Raw genomic sequence first — 18,669 nt, forward strand, 5'->3', positions numbered from 1 at the left:
CGGAAGCTCTCGCACGCCCCGAGGGCCGCCGGGTCCCCTCCTTCCCGCCCGTGCGGGTGCACGGCGGGCACCCGCGGCTCAGACGGCTGTTGCGGCACAGGCGGCGGGTCATGGCCGTGGGGCTCGCCATGACAGCGGCGGCCCTCGCGAGCACGGTCCCGCGCGAGGCGGTTCCACGGGAGGCGCCCGCGCCGCACCGGGTCGCGGCCGCGACCGCGACCGCGACTGAGCGTGCCGCAGCCACGGTGACCGCCCCCGTGCGCATCGCGGACGCGGAGACCGTGCGCCTGCTGCGCCCCGGGGACCGGGTCGACGTGATCGCCGCCGACGGATCGCGCTCGGCCGGAGGAGAGCCGCACACGGTGGCGTCCGGGGCCCGGGTGACCGCCGTGCCCGAGCCGGGGGAAGGACCCCCCGAGGCCGGCGCGTTGGTGGTGCTGTCCGTCCCGAGGGACACGGCGGCGCGGCTGGCGGGGGCCGGGGCGAGCGCGCCTCTGGCGGTGGCCTTCCGATGAACCGGAACGTTCACGATCGCACTGAAGGCCGGTCAAGTCGCTGGTTCGTGCCTCTCGATTGGACAGGTCGGCCCGGGGCTCACGTAGGTTGCGAAGTTGTTTGTCCAGCAACCCGCACATGCAACGAAAGGCCTCGTGGTGAGCGAGAAGAAGGAACCGGGCGTCTGGGAGGGCTTCAAGGCCTTCCTGATGCGCGGCAATGTCGTCGACCTGGCGGTCGCGGTGGTCATCGGAGCCGCCTTCACGAACATCGTGAACTCGGTGGTGAAGGGCGTCATCAACCCGCTCGTCGGCGCCTTCGGCACGAAGGACCTCGATCACTACCGTTCGTGCCTGAAGGCTCCCTGCGAGACGAACGCGGCGGGCGAGGTCGTCAAGGGCATCCCGATCATGTGGGGCCCCGTGCTCAGCGCGGTCCTCAGCTTCGTGATCACCGCGGCCGTCGTGTACTTCCTGATGGTGCTGCCCATGGCCAAGTACCTGGCGCGGGTCGCGGCCAAGAGGGCCGAGAGGGAGGGCACGAAGGAGGTCATCGAGGTCTCCGAGCTGGAGGTGCTCAAGGAGATCCGCGACGAGCTGGTGGCACAGCGCGGCTCGCGCGACTCGGGACCGCGCGACTCGGGTCCGCGCGAGGAGTAGCCGCCGGAGCAGCCGCGCACGGAGCGGCCAGGGCTCAGAGGTGGTGGGGCGGCTTCTCGTCGAGAAAGCGTGCGAGGTCGGCCGCGCCGTCGCCGCCGGTGTCGGCCCGCTCGCCCCACCCACGGTCCGTGTCGTCCGATGACTGCTGTGCCAGCGGGTCGTCGAAGACCAGCGCGTTCTTCGCCTTGGCCGTCGGCTTGGGCGCCGGCTCGTCCGGATCTCGCGGTTCGGGGGCGGGGGCGGTACTCATGCCTCCAGGGTACGTCGCGCCGGACCGCCCCCTCGATTCATACGGCTTTGAGGCCCTGAGCCGCGAAGATCTCCTTGGCGGCGGCCACCTGCCCCGGGGTGGGCGAGGGGGTGCCGCGCAGGGTGAACTCCTTGCCGAGCGCGTCCCACTTCGCCTCCCCCAGCTTGTGGAAGGGCAGCACGTCGACGCGCGAGATGTTGCCGAGCGAGGCGGCGAAGCGGGCGACTCCCTCGATGTTCGCCGGGTCGTCGGTGAGGCCCGGGACGAGGACGAAGCGCACCCACGTCTCCTGGCCGAGAGCGGCGAGGCGGCGGGCGAAGTCGAGCGTGGGCCGCAGGGGACGGCCGGTGACCGTGCGGTACGTGTCGGGGTCCCAGGACTTGATGTCGAGCAGGACCAGGTCGACGTCGCGGAGCAGGGCGTCGGTGGCGCGGGCGCCGAGGAAGCCGGACGTGTCGAGTGCGGTGTGCAGGCCCAGCTCGTGCTTGAGGCGGTGCAGCAGCTCGCCGGTGAAGACGGGCTGCAGGAGGGGTTCGCCGCCGCTGACGGTGGCGCCGCCCCCGGCCGCGGAGATGAACTTCGTGTACTTGGCGGCTTCCGCGATCACGGCGTCCGCGGTGGTGCGCCTGCCGTCCCGCATCCGCCAGGTGTCGGGGTTGTGGCAGTACAGGCAGCTGAGGGGGCAGCCTGCGAGGAACGTGACGAAGCGCGACCCCGGTCCGTCGACGCCGGTGGACAGGTCCCAGGAGTGGATCGAGCCGGTGACCGGGCGGTGGGTGGCGGCCGCGGCGGGGGTGACCGCTTCGTCGTCGGTGGTGCGGGGGCGTACGGGGATGTCGGTTCCGAGCAGGACAGCCATGGCGTGACTCCTGGACTACTGGCAGGAAGCGGCGGGCGCGGCGCCCGGGGCCGGGGTGAGGGCCGGGCCCCGGGGCCGCGGTTCGGGGGCGGCTCCCCGGGGGGAGCCGATGGCTCGGGGAGAGCCGGTGGCTCAGAGGGAGCCGTGGAAGGTGCGGTTGATGACGTCGAGCTGCTGGTCGCGGGTGAGCCGGATGAAGTTGACCGCGTATCCGGAGACCCGGATGGTCAGCTGCGGGTAGTTCTCCGGGTGCTCCATGGCGTCTTCGAGGGTCGCCTTGTCCAGCACGTTGACGTTCATGTGGAAGCCGTCGCTCGCCATGAACCCGTCCAGGACTCCGGCGAGGTTCGCGATCCGCTCCTCGGGGGTGCGGCCGAGCGCGTCCGGGGTGATGGTGTTGGTCAGCGAGATGCCGTCCTCGGCGTCGTCGTAGGGCAGCTTGGCGACCGACATGGCCGAGGCGATGTAGCCGTGCTCGTCGCGCCCGTTCATCGGGTTGGCGCCGGGGGCGAACGGCATGCCGGCGCGGCGTCCGTCGGGGGTGTTGCCGGTCTTCTTGCCGTAGACGACGTTCGAGGTGATGGTCAGCACCGACTGGGTGTGCACCGCGTTCCGGTAGGTGGGGTGCTTGCGGACCTTCTGCATGAAGTCGTGCACGATGCGCCGCGCGATGTCGTCGGCACGGTCGTCGTTGTTGCCGTAGGCGGGGTAGTCGCCCTCGATCTCGTAGTCGACGGCGAGGCCCGTCTCGTCACGGACGACCTTGACCTTGGCGTGCTTGATCGCCGAGAGCGAGTCGGCGGCGACCGAGAGGCCCGCGATGCCGCACGCCATGGTGCGCAGGATCTCCTGGTCGTGCAGCGCCATCTCGATGCGCTCGTAGGCGTACTTGTCGTGCATGTAGTGGATGACGTTGAGCGCGTGGACGTACGTCTTGGCGAGCCAGTCGAGCATGGCGTCGTACTGCTTCACGACGGTCGCGTAGTCCAGGTACTCGCCCTCGATGGGCGTGAAGCCCTGCACGACGGTCTTGCCGGACTTCTCGTCCCGGCCGCCGTTGATCGCGTAGAGGAGCGCCTTGGCGACGTTCACGCGGGCGCCGAAGAACTGCATCTGCTTGCCGACGGCCATCGCGGAGACGCAGCATGCGATCGCGGTGTCGTCGCCGTACTTGGGGCGCATCAGTTCGTCGGACTCGAACTGGATGGCCGACGTGTCGATGGCGACGCGGGAGGCGAACTCCTTGAAGCCCTGGGGCAGCCGCTGCGACCAGAAGACCGTGAGGTTCGGCTCGGGGGCGGGGCCGAGGTTGTAGAGGGTCTGGAGGGCGCGGAAGGTGGTGCGCGAGACGAGCGGGCGGCCGTCCTCTCCGATGCCGGCCATCGACCAGGTGACCCAGGTGGGGTCGCCGGAGTAGAGCTCGTTGTATTCGGGCGTGCGCAGGAAGCGGACGATGCGGAGCTTGATGACGAAGTCGTCGATGTACTCCTGTGCCTCTTCCTCGGTGATGCGGCCCGCGTCGATGTCGCGCTGCAGGTAGATGTCGAGGAAATTGTCGATGCGGCCGATCGACATGGCCGCGCCGTTCTGCTCCTTCACCGCGGCGAGGTAGGCGAAGTACAGCCACTGGATGGCTTCACGGCCGGTGGTGGCGGGCTTCGCGATGTCGTAGCCGTACGACATCGCCATGGCCTTGAGTTCCCTGAGCGCCTTGATCTGCTCGGAGATCTCCTCGCGACCCCGGATGACGTCCTCGGTCGCCCACTCCTCGCCGAGTGCGGCCTTGTCGGCCTCCTTCGCGGCGATGAGGTGGTCGACTCCGTAGAGGGCGACGCGGCGGTAGTCGCCGATGATGCGGCCGCGGCCGTAGGCGTCGGGCAGGCCGGTGATGATGCCGGACGAACGACAGGCGCGGATCTCGGGCGTGTAGGCGTCAAAGACGCCTTCGTTGTGGGTCTTGCGCAGGTGCGTGTAGATGTCCCGCACTTCGGGGTCGGCCTCGTAGCCGTAGGCGTTCAGGGCGCCCTCGACCATGCGCCAGCCGCCGTTGGGCATGATCGCGCGGCGGAGCGGGGCGTCGGTCTGCAGACCGACGATGAGGTCCTTGTGGTCGGCGGCGGTTCCGTCGACGTAACCGGGGCCGAAGGCGTCGATGCGGGAGGGGGTCTTCACGTCGACGTCGTAGATGCCGCGCTCGATCTCGGCGGGGAACATCGAGAGGAGCTTCCGCCAGACTTCGCTGGTGCGTTCGGTGGGGCCGGCCAGGAAGGAGCCGTCACCTTCGTACGGGGTGTAGTTCTGCTGCACGAAGTCGCGGACGTCGATGGCGTCCCGCCACAGACCACCCTTGAAGCCGTCCCAGGCCCCGCCGTTCACAGTCGCTTCCGCAGGAGTGGCAGTCATGACCCGCACCTTCCGTGTCGCTCTTTCGGTACACCTCCATTCCACTCCTGTGTGATCGATCAAAGGGTCGGCAATGGTCCTCGATCCGGGACCGATGGTCCCCGTTTCCGCCGAACAGAAGCTCGCACACCGCCGCTGACCTGCTCATTCTCGCGGGACTTTGGACCCAAGTTCACTTGTGAATGCATTCACAAGAAATTCCCGGCCGCTCCGTGGTACGGAACGGCCGGGAGGGAGGGGTGGTGCGAGAAGGAACGGCGCGAGGGCTCAGCTCGGCGACTCGGCGCCCTTGCGGGCGTAGAACCACCAGGCGACCGCGATGCAGCTGACGTAGAAGGCCACGAAGCCCCACATCGCGCTGGTGACCGCGAAGTTGGCGAACATCGCCGGGATGAAGAAGAAGCCGTACGCCGCGATGGCGGAGGTGAAGCCCGTGACGGCGCCCGCCTCCATCTCCGACTGCTTCAGCGCCTTCGCGTACTCGGGCGTGCCCTCGGTCAGGCCCTTCAGGTGCTGGTTGCGGAAGATCACCGGGATCTGCCGGAACGTGGAGCCGTTGCCGATGCCCGAGAAGAAGAACGCGAGCAGGAAGCAGGCGAAGAAGCCCCAGAAGTTGCCGTCGTCACCGCCGGAGGGCAGGAAGTTGATGACGCCGATGATCGAGAGCGCCATGCCGACGAACGAGATGATCGTGACCCTCGCACCGCCGATCTTGTCGGCGATCCAGCCGCCGGCCCAGCGGGCGAGCGCGCCCACGGCCGGGCCCATCCAGGCGTAGGTGGCCGCGGAGTAGGCCGCGTCGATCGGGGTGAACGTGGTCTTGATGAGCATCGGCAGGGCCGCTGCGAAGCCGATGAAGGAGCCGAACGTGCCGACGTAGAGCCAGGTCATCAGCCAGTTGTGCTTGCGCTTGAAGATGATCTTCTGCTGGCTGAAGGGTGTCGACGCGACCTTGAGGTCGTTCTGGCCGAACCAGGCGACGGCGGCCAGGATCACCAGGACCGGCACCCACAGGAACGCCGCGTTCTGCAGCCACACGGCCGTGCCGTCGGCCTTGTGCTGGGCCGAGCCGACCGCGACGACCGAGCTGGTGATGACGATCGGGGTGAGCAGCTGGACGACGGAGACACCCAGGTTGCCGAGGCCACCGTTGATGCCGGTCGCGTTGCCCTTGTCCTTCTTCGGGAAGAAGAAGCCGATGTTGGCGAGCGACGAGGCGAAGTTGGCGCCGCCGATGCCGCAGAGGGCCGCGATGGCGATCATCACGCCGTACGAGGTGTCGGGGTTCTGGACCGCGATGCCGAGCCAGATCAGCGGGACGATCAGGACGATCGTGGAGAGCGCGGTGAAGCGGCGCTGGCCGATCATCGGGCCGAGGAAGGTGTAGAAGATCCGTGCCGTGCCGCCCGTCAGGCCCGGGACCGCCGTCAGCCAGAACAGCTGGGAGGTCGAGAAGCCGAAGCCGACGTCCTTCAGGTTGGTCGCCGTCACCGACCACACCTGCCAGACCACGAACGCCACCAGCAGGGCGGGGACCGCGATCCACAGGTTGCGGGCTGCGACCTTCTTGCCGGTGGACTTCCAGAAGAGGTCGTTCTCCGGCTCCCAGTCGGTGATGGTCTTGCCGGGCCGGTACTGCCCGGGGTCGAACGACGTGGCCGTGGGCGCGGTGGGCGCCGTGTGGGCGGCAGGCGATCTCATGTTGGTTTCCAGTTCGCTCAGGGTCCCGACCTTGCTTCGGGGCCTGACGTGTCCACCTTCTGGCGCGCGGGCGGTCGGGAGCAGAGGCGGAGGACACCTCCCGACCGGGTCGAAGTCCGGGAAAGCGGGAGGACTTCAGACCTCGTGGGCCGACCGTTCGTATCCGGGCAGCTCCTATCCGGGCAGCTCGTGGACCGGCAGCCGGACCGACGGGTCGTCCACGCACTCCCCGGTTCGCAGGTCGAACTCCTGCTTGTACATCGGGGACGCCACGACGGTGCGGCCTCCGCGGGTGCCGAGGATGCCGTGGGCGATCACGTCTGCCCCGGAGAACGGGTCGCGGTTGCCGACGGCGTACACCCGTCCTTCGCCGTCCTTGAACAGCGCGACCTCGGTGCCGTCGGGCAGCACCGCCGCCCGGCCGCGGCCCGGCTCCAGGAACTCGGGAGACGGTTGCGCGAGGTGCTGCTCGAAGCGGGCGAGCGCCCGCGGGTCCGCGAGGACCGCCTGCCACTCGTCGCGGTAGGCCGTCGCGTGGCGCTCCATCTGGGCCTCCAGTTCGCCGCAGATGCCCAGCGAGTCGTCGATCAGGACGGCCTTCAGGTGGTCGAGGCCGCCGATGCGCTCGCACCACGGAGCGGTGCGCTCCAGGCGCTCGCCGGTGCGCAGGTAGTACATGAGGAAGCGGTCGACGAGGCGGAGGAGTTCGGCGGTCGACAGGTCGGCGGCGAGGAGGTCGGCGTGGCGCGGCCGGGCGCCGCCGTTGCCGCCGACGTAGAGGTTCCAGCCGTTGGCGGTGGCGATGACGCCGATGTCCTTGCCGCGGGCCTCGGCGCACTCGCGCAGACAGCCGGAGACACCGCCCTTGATCTTGTGCGGGGTGCGCAGGCCGCGGTAGCGCAGCTCCAGGTCGATCGCGAGCTGCACGGAGTCGCCCTGCCCGAACCGGCAGAACTTGGCACCGACGCAGGACTTCACGGTGCGCAGGGACTTCCCGTAGGCGTGGCCGGACTCCAGACCGACGGCGACCAGGCGCCGCCAGATCGCGGGGAGCTGGTCCGCGCGGGCGCCGAAGAGGTCGATGCGCTGACCGCCCGTGATCTTCGTGTAGAGGTCGAAGTCACGGGCGACCTCGCCGATCGCGATGAGCTGGGCGGGGGTGATCTCGCCGCCGGGGACGCGCGGGACGACGGAGTAGGTGCCGTCCTTCTGGAGGTTGGCGAGGAAGACGTCGTTGGAGTCCTGGAGCGCGGCCTGCTCGCCGTCGAGGATGTGGCCGAGGCCGAGTTCGGGTGCGAGGGTGCCGAGGACGTTCCCGACGACGGGCTTGCAGACGGCGCAGCCCTCGCCGCCCAGGCCGTGCTTGCGCATCAGCTCGCCGAAGGAACGGAGGTGTTCGGTGCGGACGGTCTCGTAGATCTCGGCGCGGGTCAGCGCGAAGTGTTCGCACAGTCCCTTCGGCCGCTCGACCCCGGTGGCGGCGAGCTCCGCGTCGAGCACGGACTGCAGGGTGGAGAGGCAGCCACCGCAACCGGTACCGGCCTTGGTGCACCGCTTGATGCCGCCGATGTCGGTGAGGGAGTTCTCGGCGACGGCCGCGCGGACGGCTCCCTTGGTGACGTTGTGACAGCTGCAGACGACGGCGTCGTCGGGCAGGGCGTCGGCCCCCGGGAGTTCGACGCCCGCGGCGGGCAGGACGTACGCCTCGGGAGGTGCGGGCAGGGGGCGGCCCGCGTGCGGCACGAGGGTGCCGTAGGCCTCGGCGTCGCCGACGAGGATGCCGCCGAGCAGCTGCCCCTCCGGTCCGAGCAGCAGCTTCTTGTAGACGCCTTCGCGGGTGTCGGAGAAGACGACGGAGACGGCGCCGCCCTCCGCTCCCTCGGGGGCGAACGGGTCGCCGAAGGACGCGACGTCGGCTCCCATCAGCTTCAGCTTGGTGGAGGTGTCGGCCCCGGTGAAAACGGTGGTGCCGTCCCCGGCGAGAGCGTCGGCGGCGGCCTCGGCCATCCGGTAGCCGGGGGCGACCAGGCCGTAGACGCGTCCGTCGGCGCCCTGGGCGCACTCGCCGATGGCGTAGACGCAGGGGTCGGTGGTGCGGCAGTGCTCGTCGACGACGATGCCGCCCCGGTCCCCCACGACCAGACCCGCCTCGCGGGCGAGGCGGTCCCGGGGGCGCACGCCGGCGGAGAAGACGACGACGTCGGCGTCCAGACTGCGGCCGTCGCTCAGGCGCACCGCGCGCACGGCCCCGTCGTCGTCCGTGTCGACCCGGCTCGCCCCGACGCCGGTGTGCACGGACACGCCCATCGACTCGATGGTGGCCCGCAGGGCCGCGGCGCCCCCGTCGTCGACCTGGAGGGGCATGAGCCGGGGTGCGAACTCGACGACGTGGGTGCGGAGGCCGAGGGTGCGCAGGGCGCCTGCGGCCTCCAGGCCGAGAAGTCCGCCGCCGATGACGACGCCGGTGGTCCGGTGCTCGGCGGAGGCGTACGCGGAGAGGGTCTCGACGTCGTACAGGGTGCGGTAGGTGAAACAGCCGGTCGCGTCGGCGCCCTGCACGGGCGGCACGAAGGGGTAGGAGCCGGTGGCGATGACCAGGACGTCGTACGGGACGGTGGCGCCGGAGGTCGTGGTGACCGTGCGGGCCGTGGTGTCGATGTGCTCGGCGGGGTCACCGAGCCGCAGGTCGATGCCGTGGCGGGCGGGGAACCCGGCGTCGCACAGGGCGAGTTCAGCGTCGGTGGCGCCGGTGAACGCGGAGGAGAGGTGGACCCGGTCGTAAGCGGGCCTGTCCTCCTCCGCGAGCACGGTCACCCGCCATCCCGGGCTGCCCGGGGCCGCGGGGTCGGCCAGCGCGCCACGCTCCGCGAGTGTCTCCAGGAATCGGTGCCCCACCATTCCGTGGCCGATGAGCACCAGGTTCTGGGTCATGGGAGTCACACTCCGTCGCGCAGAGGGAATCCCCTGCCGGTCGGTCCCGGGGAGGGGATCTTCCCTCCGACGGTAGGCCGGTGGCGGTGCGGCACCCGACCGCCAAGGTCCCGATCGGTTGGGCCCAACGGCCCTAATGGAAGGGGCTTTTGGCGGCGCCGGTCCGTCGGGCGCGGGCATAGCGTCGTGGGCGACGGGCTGCCTCCCGACCACCACCGCAGCCCGGCGCGATGCGGTTTCCGGGGCGGGAGTGCGGCGACACCACTGTCCCGCCCCGGGCCTGCTCGCCGTGGTCCTGAGTTCTCCGGCTCCGGGTACTCCGGCTCCGGGTGGGGTGGACGGTGCGACCCGACACAGTGCGACCTGGCACAGCGCGGCCTGGCACAGCGCGGCCTGACACAGCGCGGCCCGCGTCTGCGGCAGTGCGGCTCGAGCGTGTTCCCTCGCTGGTGCTCGCCGTGCACGGCAGTTCCGTGCCCGGTGCCGCGTCCGCTCTGGGGCGGCTCTGCGACCGGGTCGAGGAGCTGGGTGGGGTGCGTCCCGTCCTCGGGCACCTCGACCACCAGAATCCGTCCCTCACCGAAGCGCTGCGGGACGGCGCCGTCGTCGTGCCTCTCCTGCTCGGTGACGGTTACCACCGCACGGTCGACATCCCCGCCGTCGTCCGCAGCCACGAAGGGCGCTGCGTGCTCACCGACGGGCTCAGCGGTGACCGTGCCGTCGCGCTCGCGCTGCGCGACCGGCTGCACGAGGCGGAACGGCGCGCGGGCGTGCGGGCCGACGCCGTGGTTCTCGCTGCGGCGGGTTCGTCGCGGCCCGGGGGGAACGGCGGGGCGCGGATCGCCGTCCGGCAGCTGCGGCGGTTGCTGCGCGGGGTGCCGGTGTGCGGGGCGTACTGCTCGTCGGCCGGGCCCACCGTCGCGGAGGCGGTGGCGCGGCTGCGGGGTGCCGGGTACCGGAAGGTGGCGGTGGCCGCGCATCTGCTGGCGCCGGGGCGATTCACGGCGGCGCTCGCCGGGGCCGGGGCCGACGCGGTGGCCGACCCGATCGCCGATCATCCGGAGATCGCCGGACTGGTCCTGCGTCGGTACGAGGCGGCTTTGCATCGCCCGGGTGGCCCTGTCGTGCGGTTCGGCGCCGCAGCCTGATTCGGCGTACGCCCTCTGCTGTCCTGGGGAGCATGACAAGCTCACCCGCCTCGCCCGCCTCACCCGCCTCGCCCACCCCACCCAAACCCCTGCGGCCGCTGCTGGCCCGGGGCCGCGACGAGGAGCACCGCGCGGCGACTCCGCTGGAGCTCTTCTTCGACCTGTGCTTCGTCGTGGCGGTCGCCCAGGCCGGTGCCGAGCTGGTGCATGCCGTCGCCGAGGGGCACGCGGGCGAGGGCGTCCTCAACTACGCGATGGTCTTCTTCGCGATGTTCTGGGCATGGGTCAACTTCTCCTGGTTCGCCTCGGCGTACGACAACGACGACGCGCTGTACCGCGTGGTGACGCTGATCCAGATCGCCGGTGTGCTGGTCTTCGCCGCCGGGGTCTCGCGGGCCTTCGAGGAGCACGACTTCCTCCTTGTCTGGCTCGGCTACCTGATCATGCGGATCGCCCTCACCTCGCAGTGGCTGCGGGTCGCCCGTGCCGCGACGGGCGCCGAGCGCGGGACTGCCCTGCGGTACGCGGCGGGCGTGCTGATCTGCCAGGTCGGCTGGACGGGGCTGCTGTTCCTGCCGGAGGGCGGCAGGCCCTGGCTGTTCCTGGTGATGGCGGTCGCGGAGATGTGTGTGCCGGTGATCGCGGAGCGCGCGTACACGACGGCCTGGCACCCGCATCACATCTCGGAGCGGTACGGCCTGTTCACCATCATCGTGCTCGGCGAGACCATCGCGGCGGCGACCGTCGCGGTGAAGTCGGGCATCGAGGAGAACGACGCGCTGGACGAGTTGCTCCCGATCGCGGCGGGCGGCCTGCTCATCGTGTTCGCCGCGTGGTGGATCTACTTCGTCGTACCCATCCACGGCCGCCTGCGGAGCAACCGTCAGGCGTTCCTGTGGGGATACGGCCACTACGTGATCCTGGGCGCCGCCGCGGCGATCGGGGCCGGGATCGAGGTGGCGGTCGAGCAGGCCGTGGGCAAGGCGCACATCTCGACGGTGGCGGCGTCCGCCGCGGTGACCGTGCCGACGGCGCTCTACCTGATCACGGTCTGGGCACTCCACTCCCGTTACTACAAGGTGGGGCTGGCGCAGCAACTGGTGCTGCCGGTCAGCGCGTTGGCGGTGCTCGCGAGTACGTTCGCGGGCCGCTGGGCGGTGCTGGTGGCGGGACTCGTCACCGCGGCGACCGTCGCGACGGGGGTGACACTCACCACCCGGATGGCGCGGCGCTCGTGAGGGCGGGGCGTGGTACGCCTGCTTCATGACTTCTGCTTCCGCCGGCCCGGCCGGAGCCGCGCTCCGGCCGCTGTCCGACTCCCTGACCGATGTCGCCGGCCTGCGGGTCGGCCATGCCACGCGGACCGGCGGCGGCCGGCTCACCGGCACCACCGTGGTCCTCGCCCCCGAGGGCGGGGCCGTCGCCGCCGTGGACGTGCGCGGCGGCGGACCCGGTACGCGCGAGACGGACGCCCTCGACCCGCGCAATCTGGTGCAGCGCGTCGAGGCGGTGGTCCTGACGGGCGGCAGTGCGTACGGGCTTGACGCCGCGTCCGGTGTCGTGGCGTGGCTGGAGGAGCGAGGGCGGGGCGTGCGGGTGGGTCCCGACCCCACCCATGTCGTCCCCGTCGTCCCGGTCGCATGCGTCTTCGACCTGGGCCGCGGCGGCGACTTCGGGGCCCGCCCCGACGCGGCGACGGGCCGGGCCGCCGTCGAGGACGCCGCACGCACGGAGCCGTTCACGCCGGTCGTGGAGGGCAACGTGGGCGCGGGGACGGGTGCGCTGGTCGGCAGGTTCAAGGGTGGGGTCGGCAGCGCGAGCGTGCGGCTGGACTCGGGGATCACGGTCGCCGCGCTGGCCGTGGCGAACGCCGCGGGGTCAGCGGTGGATCCGGGGACGGGGGTGTTGTACGGGCAGTACTTCAGCGGACAGCGCGTGAACGTCCCCGCGCCCGAGGTGCATGCGGAGGCGACCCGGCGGCTCGCCGAGACCGCTGCCCACAACGGGCCGCCGCCGCTGAACACGACCCTCGCCGTGGTCGCCACGGACGCCGAACTCACCAAGGCGCAGGCGCAGAAACTGGCGGGCACGTCGCACGACGGCATGGCGCGCGCGGTGCGGCCCGTCCACCTCCTCAACGACGGCGACACGGTCTTCACCCTCGCGACCGGGGACCGCGCCCTGGACACCGGCAACCCGCTCGCCCTCAACGAGATCCTCGCCGCGGGCGCGGACCTGGTGACGGAGGCGATCACCCGGGCGATGCTGGCGGCCGACCCGGTGGAGACGCCGGGCGGGATCTTCCCCTCGTACGTCGGTCTGTACGGCAAGCGGTAGGACGGCGGAACAATGGGCGCAAGTCGCCCAAATCGTCGCTGTGGGGGCGGTGTTGGGCTCTCCGAATGTGCTCACACTCACACAGTCCGCTCGCAACCGTTCCCGGCACAGGCCGCTCTTAACTCGTACTGAGTCAGAACACGTACTTGGAGCAGCCCGTGACAAGGTCGGTCATAGTCAACCCCCGGCGCCGTGCCCTGCTGGCCGCCACCGCGCTCGCCGCCGTGGGCGCGCTGACCCTCACGGCCTGCGGTGGCGACGCCGACGCCAACGACGACAAGAAGAGCGGCAACTCGGCGGCGGCCAAGGGCGCCGACATCACCATCTCGTCCAAGGACGGGGCCACCGACGCCTCGATCAACGCCACCGGCGTCAAGGTCAAGAACGGCGAGCTGACCGACGTGAAGATGACGTCGGTGACGTCCGGCGCCGCTGTCGAGGGCACCATCTCCGGCGACGGCACGTCCTGGAAGCCGAAGGCGCAGCTGGAGCGCGGCACGAAGTACAAGGTGACGGCGAACGCCAAGGACGCCAAGGGCAACGCGGCGACCGAGAACGCCACGTTCACCACGGTCTCCTCCGCCAACAGCTTCATCGGCACCTACACGCCCGACGGCGGCGCCAAGGTAGGCGTCGGCATGCCGGTCTCCTTCAACTTCGACAAGGCGATCACGGAGAAGAAGGACGTCCAGTCGCACATCACGGTGACGTCCGACAGCGGCCAGAAGGTCGTCGGCCACTGGTTCGGCAACCAGCGCCTGGACTTCCGTCCCGAGGACTACTGGAAGGCCGGCTCCAAGGTCACCATGAAGATCAACCTGGACGGCGTGAAGGGCGCGGACGGCGTCACCGGCGTGCAGAACAAGACGGTCACCTTCACCGTCGGCCGCGCGCAGGTCTCCACGGTCGACGTGCAGGCCAAGAAGATGACGGTCGAGCGGGACGGCAAGGTCATCAAGACCGTTCCGATCTCCGCGGGCAGCCCGTCGAACCCGACGTACAACGGCAAGATGGTCATCTCGGAGAAGTTCACCCAGACCCGTATGAACGGTGACACGGTCGGCTTCGGCGGCGAGTACGACATCAAGGACGTGCCGCACGCCATGCGGCTGTCCACGTCGGGCACCTTCATCCACGGCAACTACTGGGGCTCGCCCTCGATCTTCGGCAGCGCCAACACCAGCCACGGCTGCGTCGGCCTCCAGGACGCGCGCGGCGCGGGCGACCCCAACACGCAGGGCGCCTGGTTCTACAACAACTCGCTGATCGGCGACGTCGTGACGGTCAAGGGCTCCCCCGACAAGACCATCGCCCCGGACAACGGCCTCAACGGCTGGAACATGTCCTGGAGTGAGTGGACGGCGGGCAGCGCGACCTGACGCACGCGCCCCCTGCGGCGCCTGCGCGCCGCGTACCAACTGAGCGAGCCACGTGGGAACTTCCCCGCGTGGCTCGCGCGTTTTCCGATTCCCGGGCTTCGTGCTCGCGCGTTTTCCGGTTCCCGGGCATGATGTCGGACCCAGGGGCTACGGTATGCACTCACCAGGTGACATGTAGCAACGCCGGGAGAAAGCCTTGAGCGTTCCGTACGACACTGCGTACGAGCCACCCGAGTCGCCCGAGCCACACTCTCCGGAGGAGCATCTCGAGCGACTCCTCGGCCGTGCCATGAACTCTTTCGACCTGCCGGACGAGGTGCTGGTCCGGCTCGGCACCGCGCTCGCGCACGACAGCGCGCTGCACTCCGCCCACCACAGCTCCGGGCTGCACCGCGAGACGTTCAGACACACCTGGCTGCTCGCCGACGCGTCCGTGCTCACGCTCTGGGAGCTCGTCCACAACACCGCGCCGGGCAGCGCCCCCACGCACGAGCTCTACGCCGACGAGGAGGAGGCGGGCGTCGCCACGTCGCGCCTGCCGCTGCCGCCCGACCCGCCCTCGTGCGGCCGACCCGTGCTCGTCGAGCTGCCGCCCGACCCGGAGCCCCGCCACGTGTATGTTCCGGACGACTCCGCGGACCACGCGCGTCGGCTCCTGCGCCGCGCGGAGAACCCGGACGGCGACCGGCCGGGCAAGAGCGTCGCGCGGCTGCTCCGTGCCGCGTTCGCGCACCAGATCACCCAGGCCTTCGGCCGCCCGCAGCTCGCCGGTGAAGTACGCATGTGCTTCTCGCTCTACGAGCACGCGTTCCTGCTCTTCGACGGCGGCGAGACCAGCCTCTGGGAGGTCGAGCACACGCTCACGCCCGACGGTCGGCACATGTGCGAGGTGTACGACACCGAGGAGGCGGCCCGCGCCGCGATGGAGCGCAGGGCCCGCGCGTGGACCCGGGAGCGACGGGCCCGTAGCTGACGGGGGCTCGCGGCTCCTGCTGCTCGCGGCTCGCCGCTACGGGCGGCCCTCGCCGAACTGGCGCACGAGAACGGCGAACGCGGCGCGCTCGTCCGCCGACAGCTCCACGGTCTCCGTGCACGGCGGACCCTGCTGGGCGGGCAGCGCGCGGAGCGACGGTGCCTGCCCCCACCCCTCGGCGTCCAAGCGGCCCTCGAATCGGTCCCCGAAGCGATCCTTGCGCATCATCCGCACCAGGCCGACGGCCCAGACGACGGTCGCCACGGCGAGGACGGCCACGCCTATCTGCTGAACGATCGAGACATCCTGGAGCATGCGGCCCAGTAGACAACAGGGGTGGGGTCTTTCGACAGGGGGGAATAGGACTTAGGTCCCGAAGTGACGCAAGTCGCACACTCCGGGACCCGTTGCCCCGCACGGGCGTTCAGACCGTCGTCGGCGTCCGCTTCTCCACCGGCGACGTCTCGTCGGCCGCCTGGCCGGAAGGCGTCGTCTTCCTGGCCCCCTTCAGCAGGAGCACCACGGCCGTCGACACACAGACGCCGGCGGCGATCGCGACCAGGTAGAGGAACGGCCGGCCGATCAGCGGGACCACGAAGACACCGCCGTGCGGGGCGCGCAGCGTGCAGCCGAACGCCATCGACAGGGCGCCGGTGACCGCGCCGCCCGCCATCGACGCGGGGATGACGCGCAGCGGGTCGGCGGCGGCGAACGGGATCGCGCCCTCCGTGATGAAGGAGGCGCCGAGGAACCACGCCGCCTTGCCGTTCTCGCGCTCGGTCTTGGTGAAGAGGCGGCCGCGGACCGTCGTGGCGAGCGCCATCGCGAGCGGCGGGACCATGCCGGCCGCCATCGCCGCGGCCATGACCTTGAGGCTGCCGTCGGTCGGGTGGGCGAGGCCGCCGACCGCGAAGGCGTAGGCCACCTTGTTCAGCGGGCCGCCGAGGTCGAAGCACATCATCAGGCCGAGGATGACGCCCAGGATGACGGCGTTGGCCCCGGAGAGGCCTTCGAGCCAGTCGGTCAGCGCGCTCTGCAGCGAGGCGATGGGCTTGCCGACGACGAGGAACATCAGGAAGCCGACGACCGCCGACGAGATCAGCGGGATCACCACGACCGGCATGATGCCGCGCAACACGGCCGGGATGCGGACCCGTTGGATGCCCATGACGACGGCGCCCGCGAGGAGGCCCGCGGCGAGACCACCGAGGAAACCGGCGTCGATGGTGACGGCGACCGAACCGCCGACGAAGCCGGGGACGAGGCCGGGCCGGTCGGCCATGCCGTAGGCGATGTAGCCCGCGAGGACCGGGACGAGGAAGGCGAAGGCGAGGCCGCCGATCTGGAAGAGCAGCGCGGCCCAGCTGGTGTGGTCCGTCCAGATGAAGTGCTCGGCGACCGACGGCGCCTTGTCGATCTTCCAGCCGCCGATGGCGAATCCCAGGGCGATGAGCAGGCCGCCCGCGGCCACGAACGGCACCATGTAACTGACGCCGGACATGAGCCACTTGCGGAGCTTGGTGCCGTAGCCGTCGCCGCTGTCACCGGCGTTGTCGACGGGCGTGGGGCCCGCGGGGGCGCTCGTCTCGCCGCGCTCGGCCTTCTCCCGTACCTCGGCGAGGAGTTCCGCGGGACGGTTGATGCCCGCCTTCACGCCCACGTCGACGGTGGGCTTCCCGGCGAAGCGGTCCTTGTCGCGTACGGGGACGTCGTGGGCGAAGACCACGCCGTCCGCGGCGGCGATCACCGCGGGGTCGAGCCGGGTGAAGCCCGCCGAGCCCTGCGTCTCGACGGTGATCTCCACGCCCGCCTCACGCGCGGCGTTCTCCAGCGACTCGGCGGCCATGTAGGTGTGGGCGATGCCGGTGGGGCAGGAGGTGACGGCGACGACACGGAAGGGTTCGTCTGGGCTGCCGGAACTGCTGTCCCCAGGGGCGGCGGGGGCTTCGGGAGCGGCGGGGGCGTCAGAGGCAGTGGAGGCTTCAGGGGCGCCGGGGGCATCAGGGACGATGGGGGCTTCAGAGGCGATGGGGGCTTCAGGGGCGGCGGCTTCGGTGTCCTCGCCGCGGATCAACGCCGCCGCCTCCGCCGCCGTCGAAGCGGACCGCAGTGCTCCGGTGAACTCCGCGTCCATCAGCTGCCGGGCGAGCGACGACAGGATCGTCAGGTGGGCGTCGTCCGCGCCCGCCGGGGCCGCGATCAGGAAGATCAGGTCGGCGGGTCCGTCCGGCGCGCCGAAGTCGATGCCGCGCGCCGAGCGGCCGAAGGCGAGGGTCGGCTCGGTGACGTGCGCGCTGCGACAGTGCGGGATGCCGATGCCGCCGTCCAGGCCGGTCGGCATCTGTGCCTCGCGGGCCGCGACGTCGGCCAGGAACCCGTCGAGGTCGGTCACACGGCCGAGGGCCACCATCCGTTCGGCGAGCGCGCGGGACGCCGCTTCCTTGGTGTCGGCGGACAGGTCGAGATCGAGGTCGACCAGATCCGCGGTGATCATCTCACTCATCGCGGGCTCCTTCGCACGCGTATCGCCCGGTGGGCTGGGGCTGTTGAGGGGACGGCGGCAGGGGGGTTCATGTGGCGGGCTCCGTCAGTACGCGGCTCAGCGGGACCTCCGACGTCACCGTGACCGCGTCCGGCGCGAGGTCCGCCGGGCTCGGCATCGCGCTGCCGGGGAGCTGGACCGCGGCCGCGCCGTGGGCGACGGCGGAGGCCAGGGCGCGGGGCCCCGAGCCGCCGGCGACGAGGAATCCGGCGAGGGAGGAGTCGCCGGCCCCGACGTTGCTGCGTACGGCGGCGACGGGGGCGCTCGCGAAGTACGTGCCGGACGCGTCGACGAGGAGCTGGCCGTCGGCGCCGAGGCTGGCGAGGACCGCGTGGGCGCCCGCCTTCCGCAGCTCTTCGGCGGCTGCGACCGCGTCGCCGACCGTGGCGAGGGGACGGCCCACCGCCTCGGCGAGTTCCTCGACGTTGGGCTTGACGACGTCGGGGCGTTCGGCGAGCGCGGCGAGCAGCGCGGGCCCCGACGTGTCCAGGGCGATCCGGGCGCCCGCCGCGTGCGCGCGGGCCACGAGCTCCGCGTACCAGGACGGCTTCAGGCCACGCGGCAGGCTCCCGCAGCAGGCGATCCAGTCGGCGCCCCGCGACCGCTCGCCGACGGTGGCGAGCAGCAGTTCCCGCTCCGCGTCGGAGAGTTCGGGGCCGGGGGCGTTGATCTTCGTGAGCGTGCCGTCGGGTTCCGCGACCGCGATGTTGGAACGCGTCTGCCCGGACACCGGTACCGGGGCGGCTTCGATGCCCTGGTCGTCGAGGAGTTGGGCGACGAGCGCGCCGGGCGCCCCGCCGAGCGGCAGTACGGCGACGGTCTTCACGCCCGCCGCCGCGACGGCCCGCGAGACGTTGACCCCCTTGCCTCCCGGGTCCACGCGCTCGCCGGTGGCGCGGACGACCTCGCCGCGGTCGAGCGCGGGCACCTCGTAGGTGCGGTCGAGGGAGGGATTGGGGGTGACGGTGAGGATCATGCTCGTAACGGCTGCT

At 71.2% G+C, this 18,669-nt stretch carries 15 protein-coding genes; 7 read left to right on the forward strand and 8 right to left on the reverse strand.

Going from position 1 to position 18,669, the window contains the following annotated elements:
- Nucleotides 1–110: 110 nt before the first annotated feature.
- A complete protein-coding gene (locus DEJ47_RS16005) occupies nt 111–515 on the forward strand; it encodes a hypothetical protein (RefSeq protein WP_317850811.1) in 405 nt (134 codons plus the stop codon).
- A 135-nt stretch (nt 516–650) separates the two neighbouring features.
- Complete coding sequence (gene mscL / locus DEJ47_RS16010; RefSeq protein ID WP_165284311.1) at nt 651–1,154, forward strand: large conductance mechanosensitive channel protein MscL; 504 nt, start codon at nt 651–653, stop codon at nt 1,152–1,154.
- A gap of 34 nt (nt 1,155–1,188) precedes the next feature.
- Here the strand turns inward: mscL and DEJ47_RS16015 are convergent, their stop codons facing one another.
- The 5 genes from DEJ47_RS16015 to nirB form a co-directional block, all read right to left on the reverse strand.
- Nucleotides 1,189–1,404 carry a hypothetical protein gene (locus DEJ47_RS16015; protein ID WP_150168959.1) on the reverse strand — a complete coding sequence of 72 codons (216 nt, stop codon included), beginning with the start codon at nt 1,402–1,404 and terminating at the stop codon, nt 1,189–1,191.
- Nucleotides 1,405–1,441: 37 nt separating this feature from the next.
- The gene (gene pflA / locus DEJ47_RS16020; protein WP_150168961.1) at nt 1,442–2,263 is read right to left on the reverse strand and encodes a pyruvate formate-lyase-activating protein; all 822 of its coding nucleotides are present in this window, start codon (nt 2,261–2,263) and stop codon (nt 1,442–1,444) included.
- 132 nt (nt 2,264–2,395) lie between these two features.
- Nucleotides 2,396–4,666 carry a formate C-acetyltransferase gene (pflB, locus tag DEJ47_RS16025; RefSeq protein WP_150168963.1) on the reverse strand — a complete coding sequence of 757 codons (2,271 nt, stop codon included), beginning with the start codon at nt 4,664–4,666 and terminating at the stop codon, nt 2,396–2,398.
- 267 nt (nt 4,667–4,933) lie between these two features.
- Nucleotides 4,934–6,367: a NarK family nitrate/nitrite MFS transporter gene (locus DEJ47_RS16030; protein ID WP_150168965.1), complete on the reverse strand. Its 1,434-nt coding sequence runs from the start codon at nt 6,365–6,367 to the stop codon at nt 4,934–4,936.
- 174 nt (nt 6,368–6,541) lie between these two features.
- Nucleotides 6,542–9,298 carry a nitrite reductase large subunit NirB gene (gene nirB, locus DEJ47_RS16035; RefSeq protein ID WP_150168967.1) on the reverse strand — a complete coding sequence of 919 codons (2,757 nt, stop codon included), beginning with the start codon at nt 9,296–9,298 and terminating at the stop codon, nt 6,542–6,544.
- Between the two features lie 422 nt (nt 9,299–9,720).
- Here nirB and DEJ47_RS16040 point away from each other — a divergent pair, with 422 nt between their 5' ends.
- From DEJ47_RS16040 to DEJ47_RS16060, 5 genes are all read left to right on the forward strand, one after another.
- Complete coding sequence (locus tag DEJ47_RS16040) at nt 9,721–10,446, forward strand: sirohydrochlorin chelatase (RefSeq protein WP_161237898.1); 726 nt, start codon at nt 9,721–9,723, stop codon at nt 10,444–10,446.
- A 32-nt stretch (nt 10,447–10,478) separates the two neighbouring features.
- A complete protein-coding gene (locus DEJ47_RS16045; RefSeq protein ID WP_150168971.1) occupies nt 10,479–11,684 on the forward strand; it encodes a low temperature requirement protein A in 1,206 nt (401 codons plus the stop codon).
- A 25-nt stretch (nt 11,685–11,709) separates the two neighbouring features.
- Nucleotides 11,710–12,783, forward strand: coding sequence for a P1 family peptidase (locus DEJ47_RS16050; RefSeq protein ID WP_150168973.1), 1,074 nt, complete (start codon nt 11,710–11,712; stop codon nt 12,781–12,783).
- Nucleotides 12,784–12,929: 146 nt separating this feature from the next.
- A complete protein-coding gene (locus DEJ47_RS16055; protein WP_150168975.1) occupies nt 12,930–14,162 on the forward strand; it encodes an Ig-like domain-containing protein in 1,233 nt (410 codons plus the stop codon).
- A 196-nt stretch (nt 14,163–14,358) separates the two neighbouring features.
- Nucleotides 14,359–15,135, forward strand: a complete 777-nt coding sequence (locus DEJ47_RS16060; RefSeq protein ID WP_150168977.1) for a DUF6227 family protein — start codon at nt 14,359–14,361, stop codon at nt 15,133–15,135.
- Between the two features lie 36 nt (nt 15,136–15,171).
- On the opposite strand, the gene DEJ47_RS16065 is transcribed toward DEJ47_RS16060, so the two are convergent.
- From DEJ47_RS16065 to pfkB, 3 genes are all read right to left on the reverse strand, one after another.
- Nucleotides 15,172–15,450, reverse strand: coding sequence for a hypothetical protein (locus tag DEJ47_RS16065; protein WP_150168979.1), 279 nt, complete (start codon nt 15,448–15,450; stop codon nt 15,172–15,174).
- A 109-nt stretch (nt 15,451–15,559) separates the two neighbouring features.
- A complete protein-coding gene (locus DEJ47_RS16070) occupies nt 15,560–17,638 on the reverse strand; it encodes a fructose-specific PTS transporter subunit EIIC (protein ID WP_150168981.1) in 2,079 nt (692 codons plus the stop codon).
- 67 nt (nt 17,639–17,705) lie between these two features.
- A complete protein-coding gene (gene pfkB / locus DEJ47_RS16075) occupies nt 17,706–18,653 on the reverse strand; it encodes a 1-phosphofructokinase (protein WP_150175672.1) in 948 nt (315 codons plus the stop codon).
- Between the last annotated feature and the right edge of the window lie 16 nt (nt 18,654–18,669).

It is taken from the genome of Streptomyces venezuelae, assembly GCF_008642355.1.
GTDB classification, from domain to species: domain Bacteria; phylum Actinomycetota; class Actinomycetes; order Streptomycetales; family Streptomycetaceae; genus Streptomyces; species Streptomyces venezuelae_B.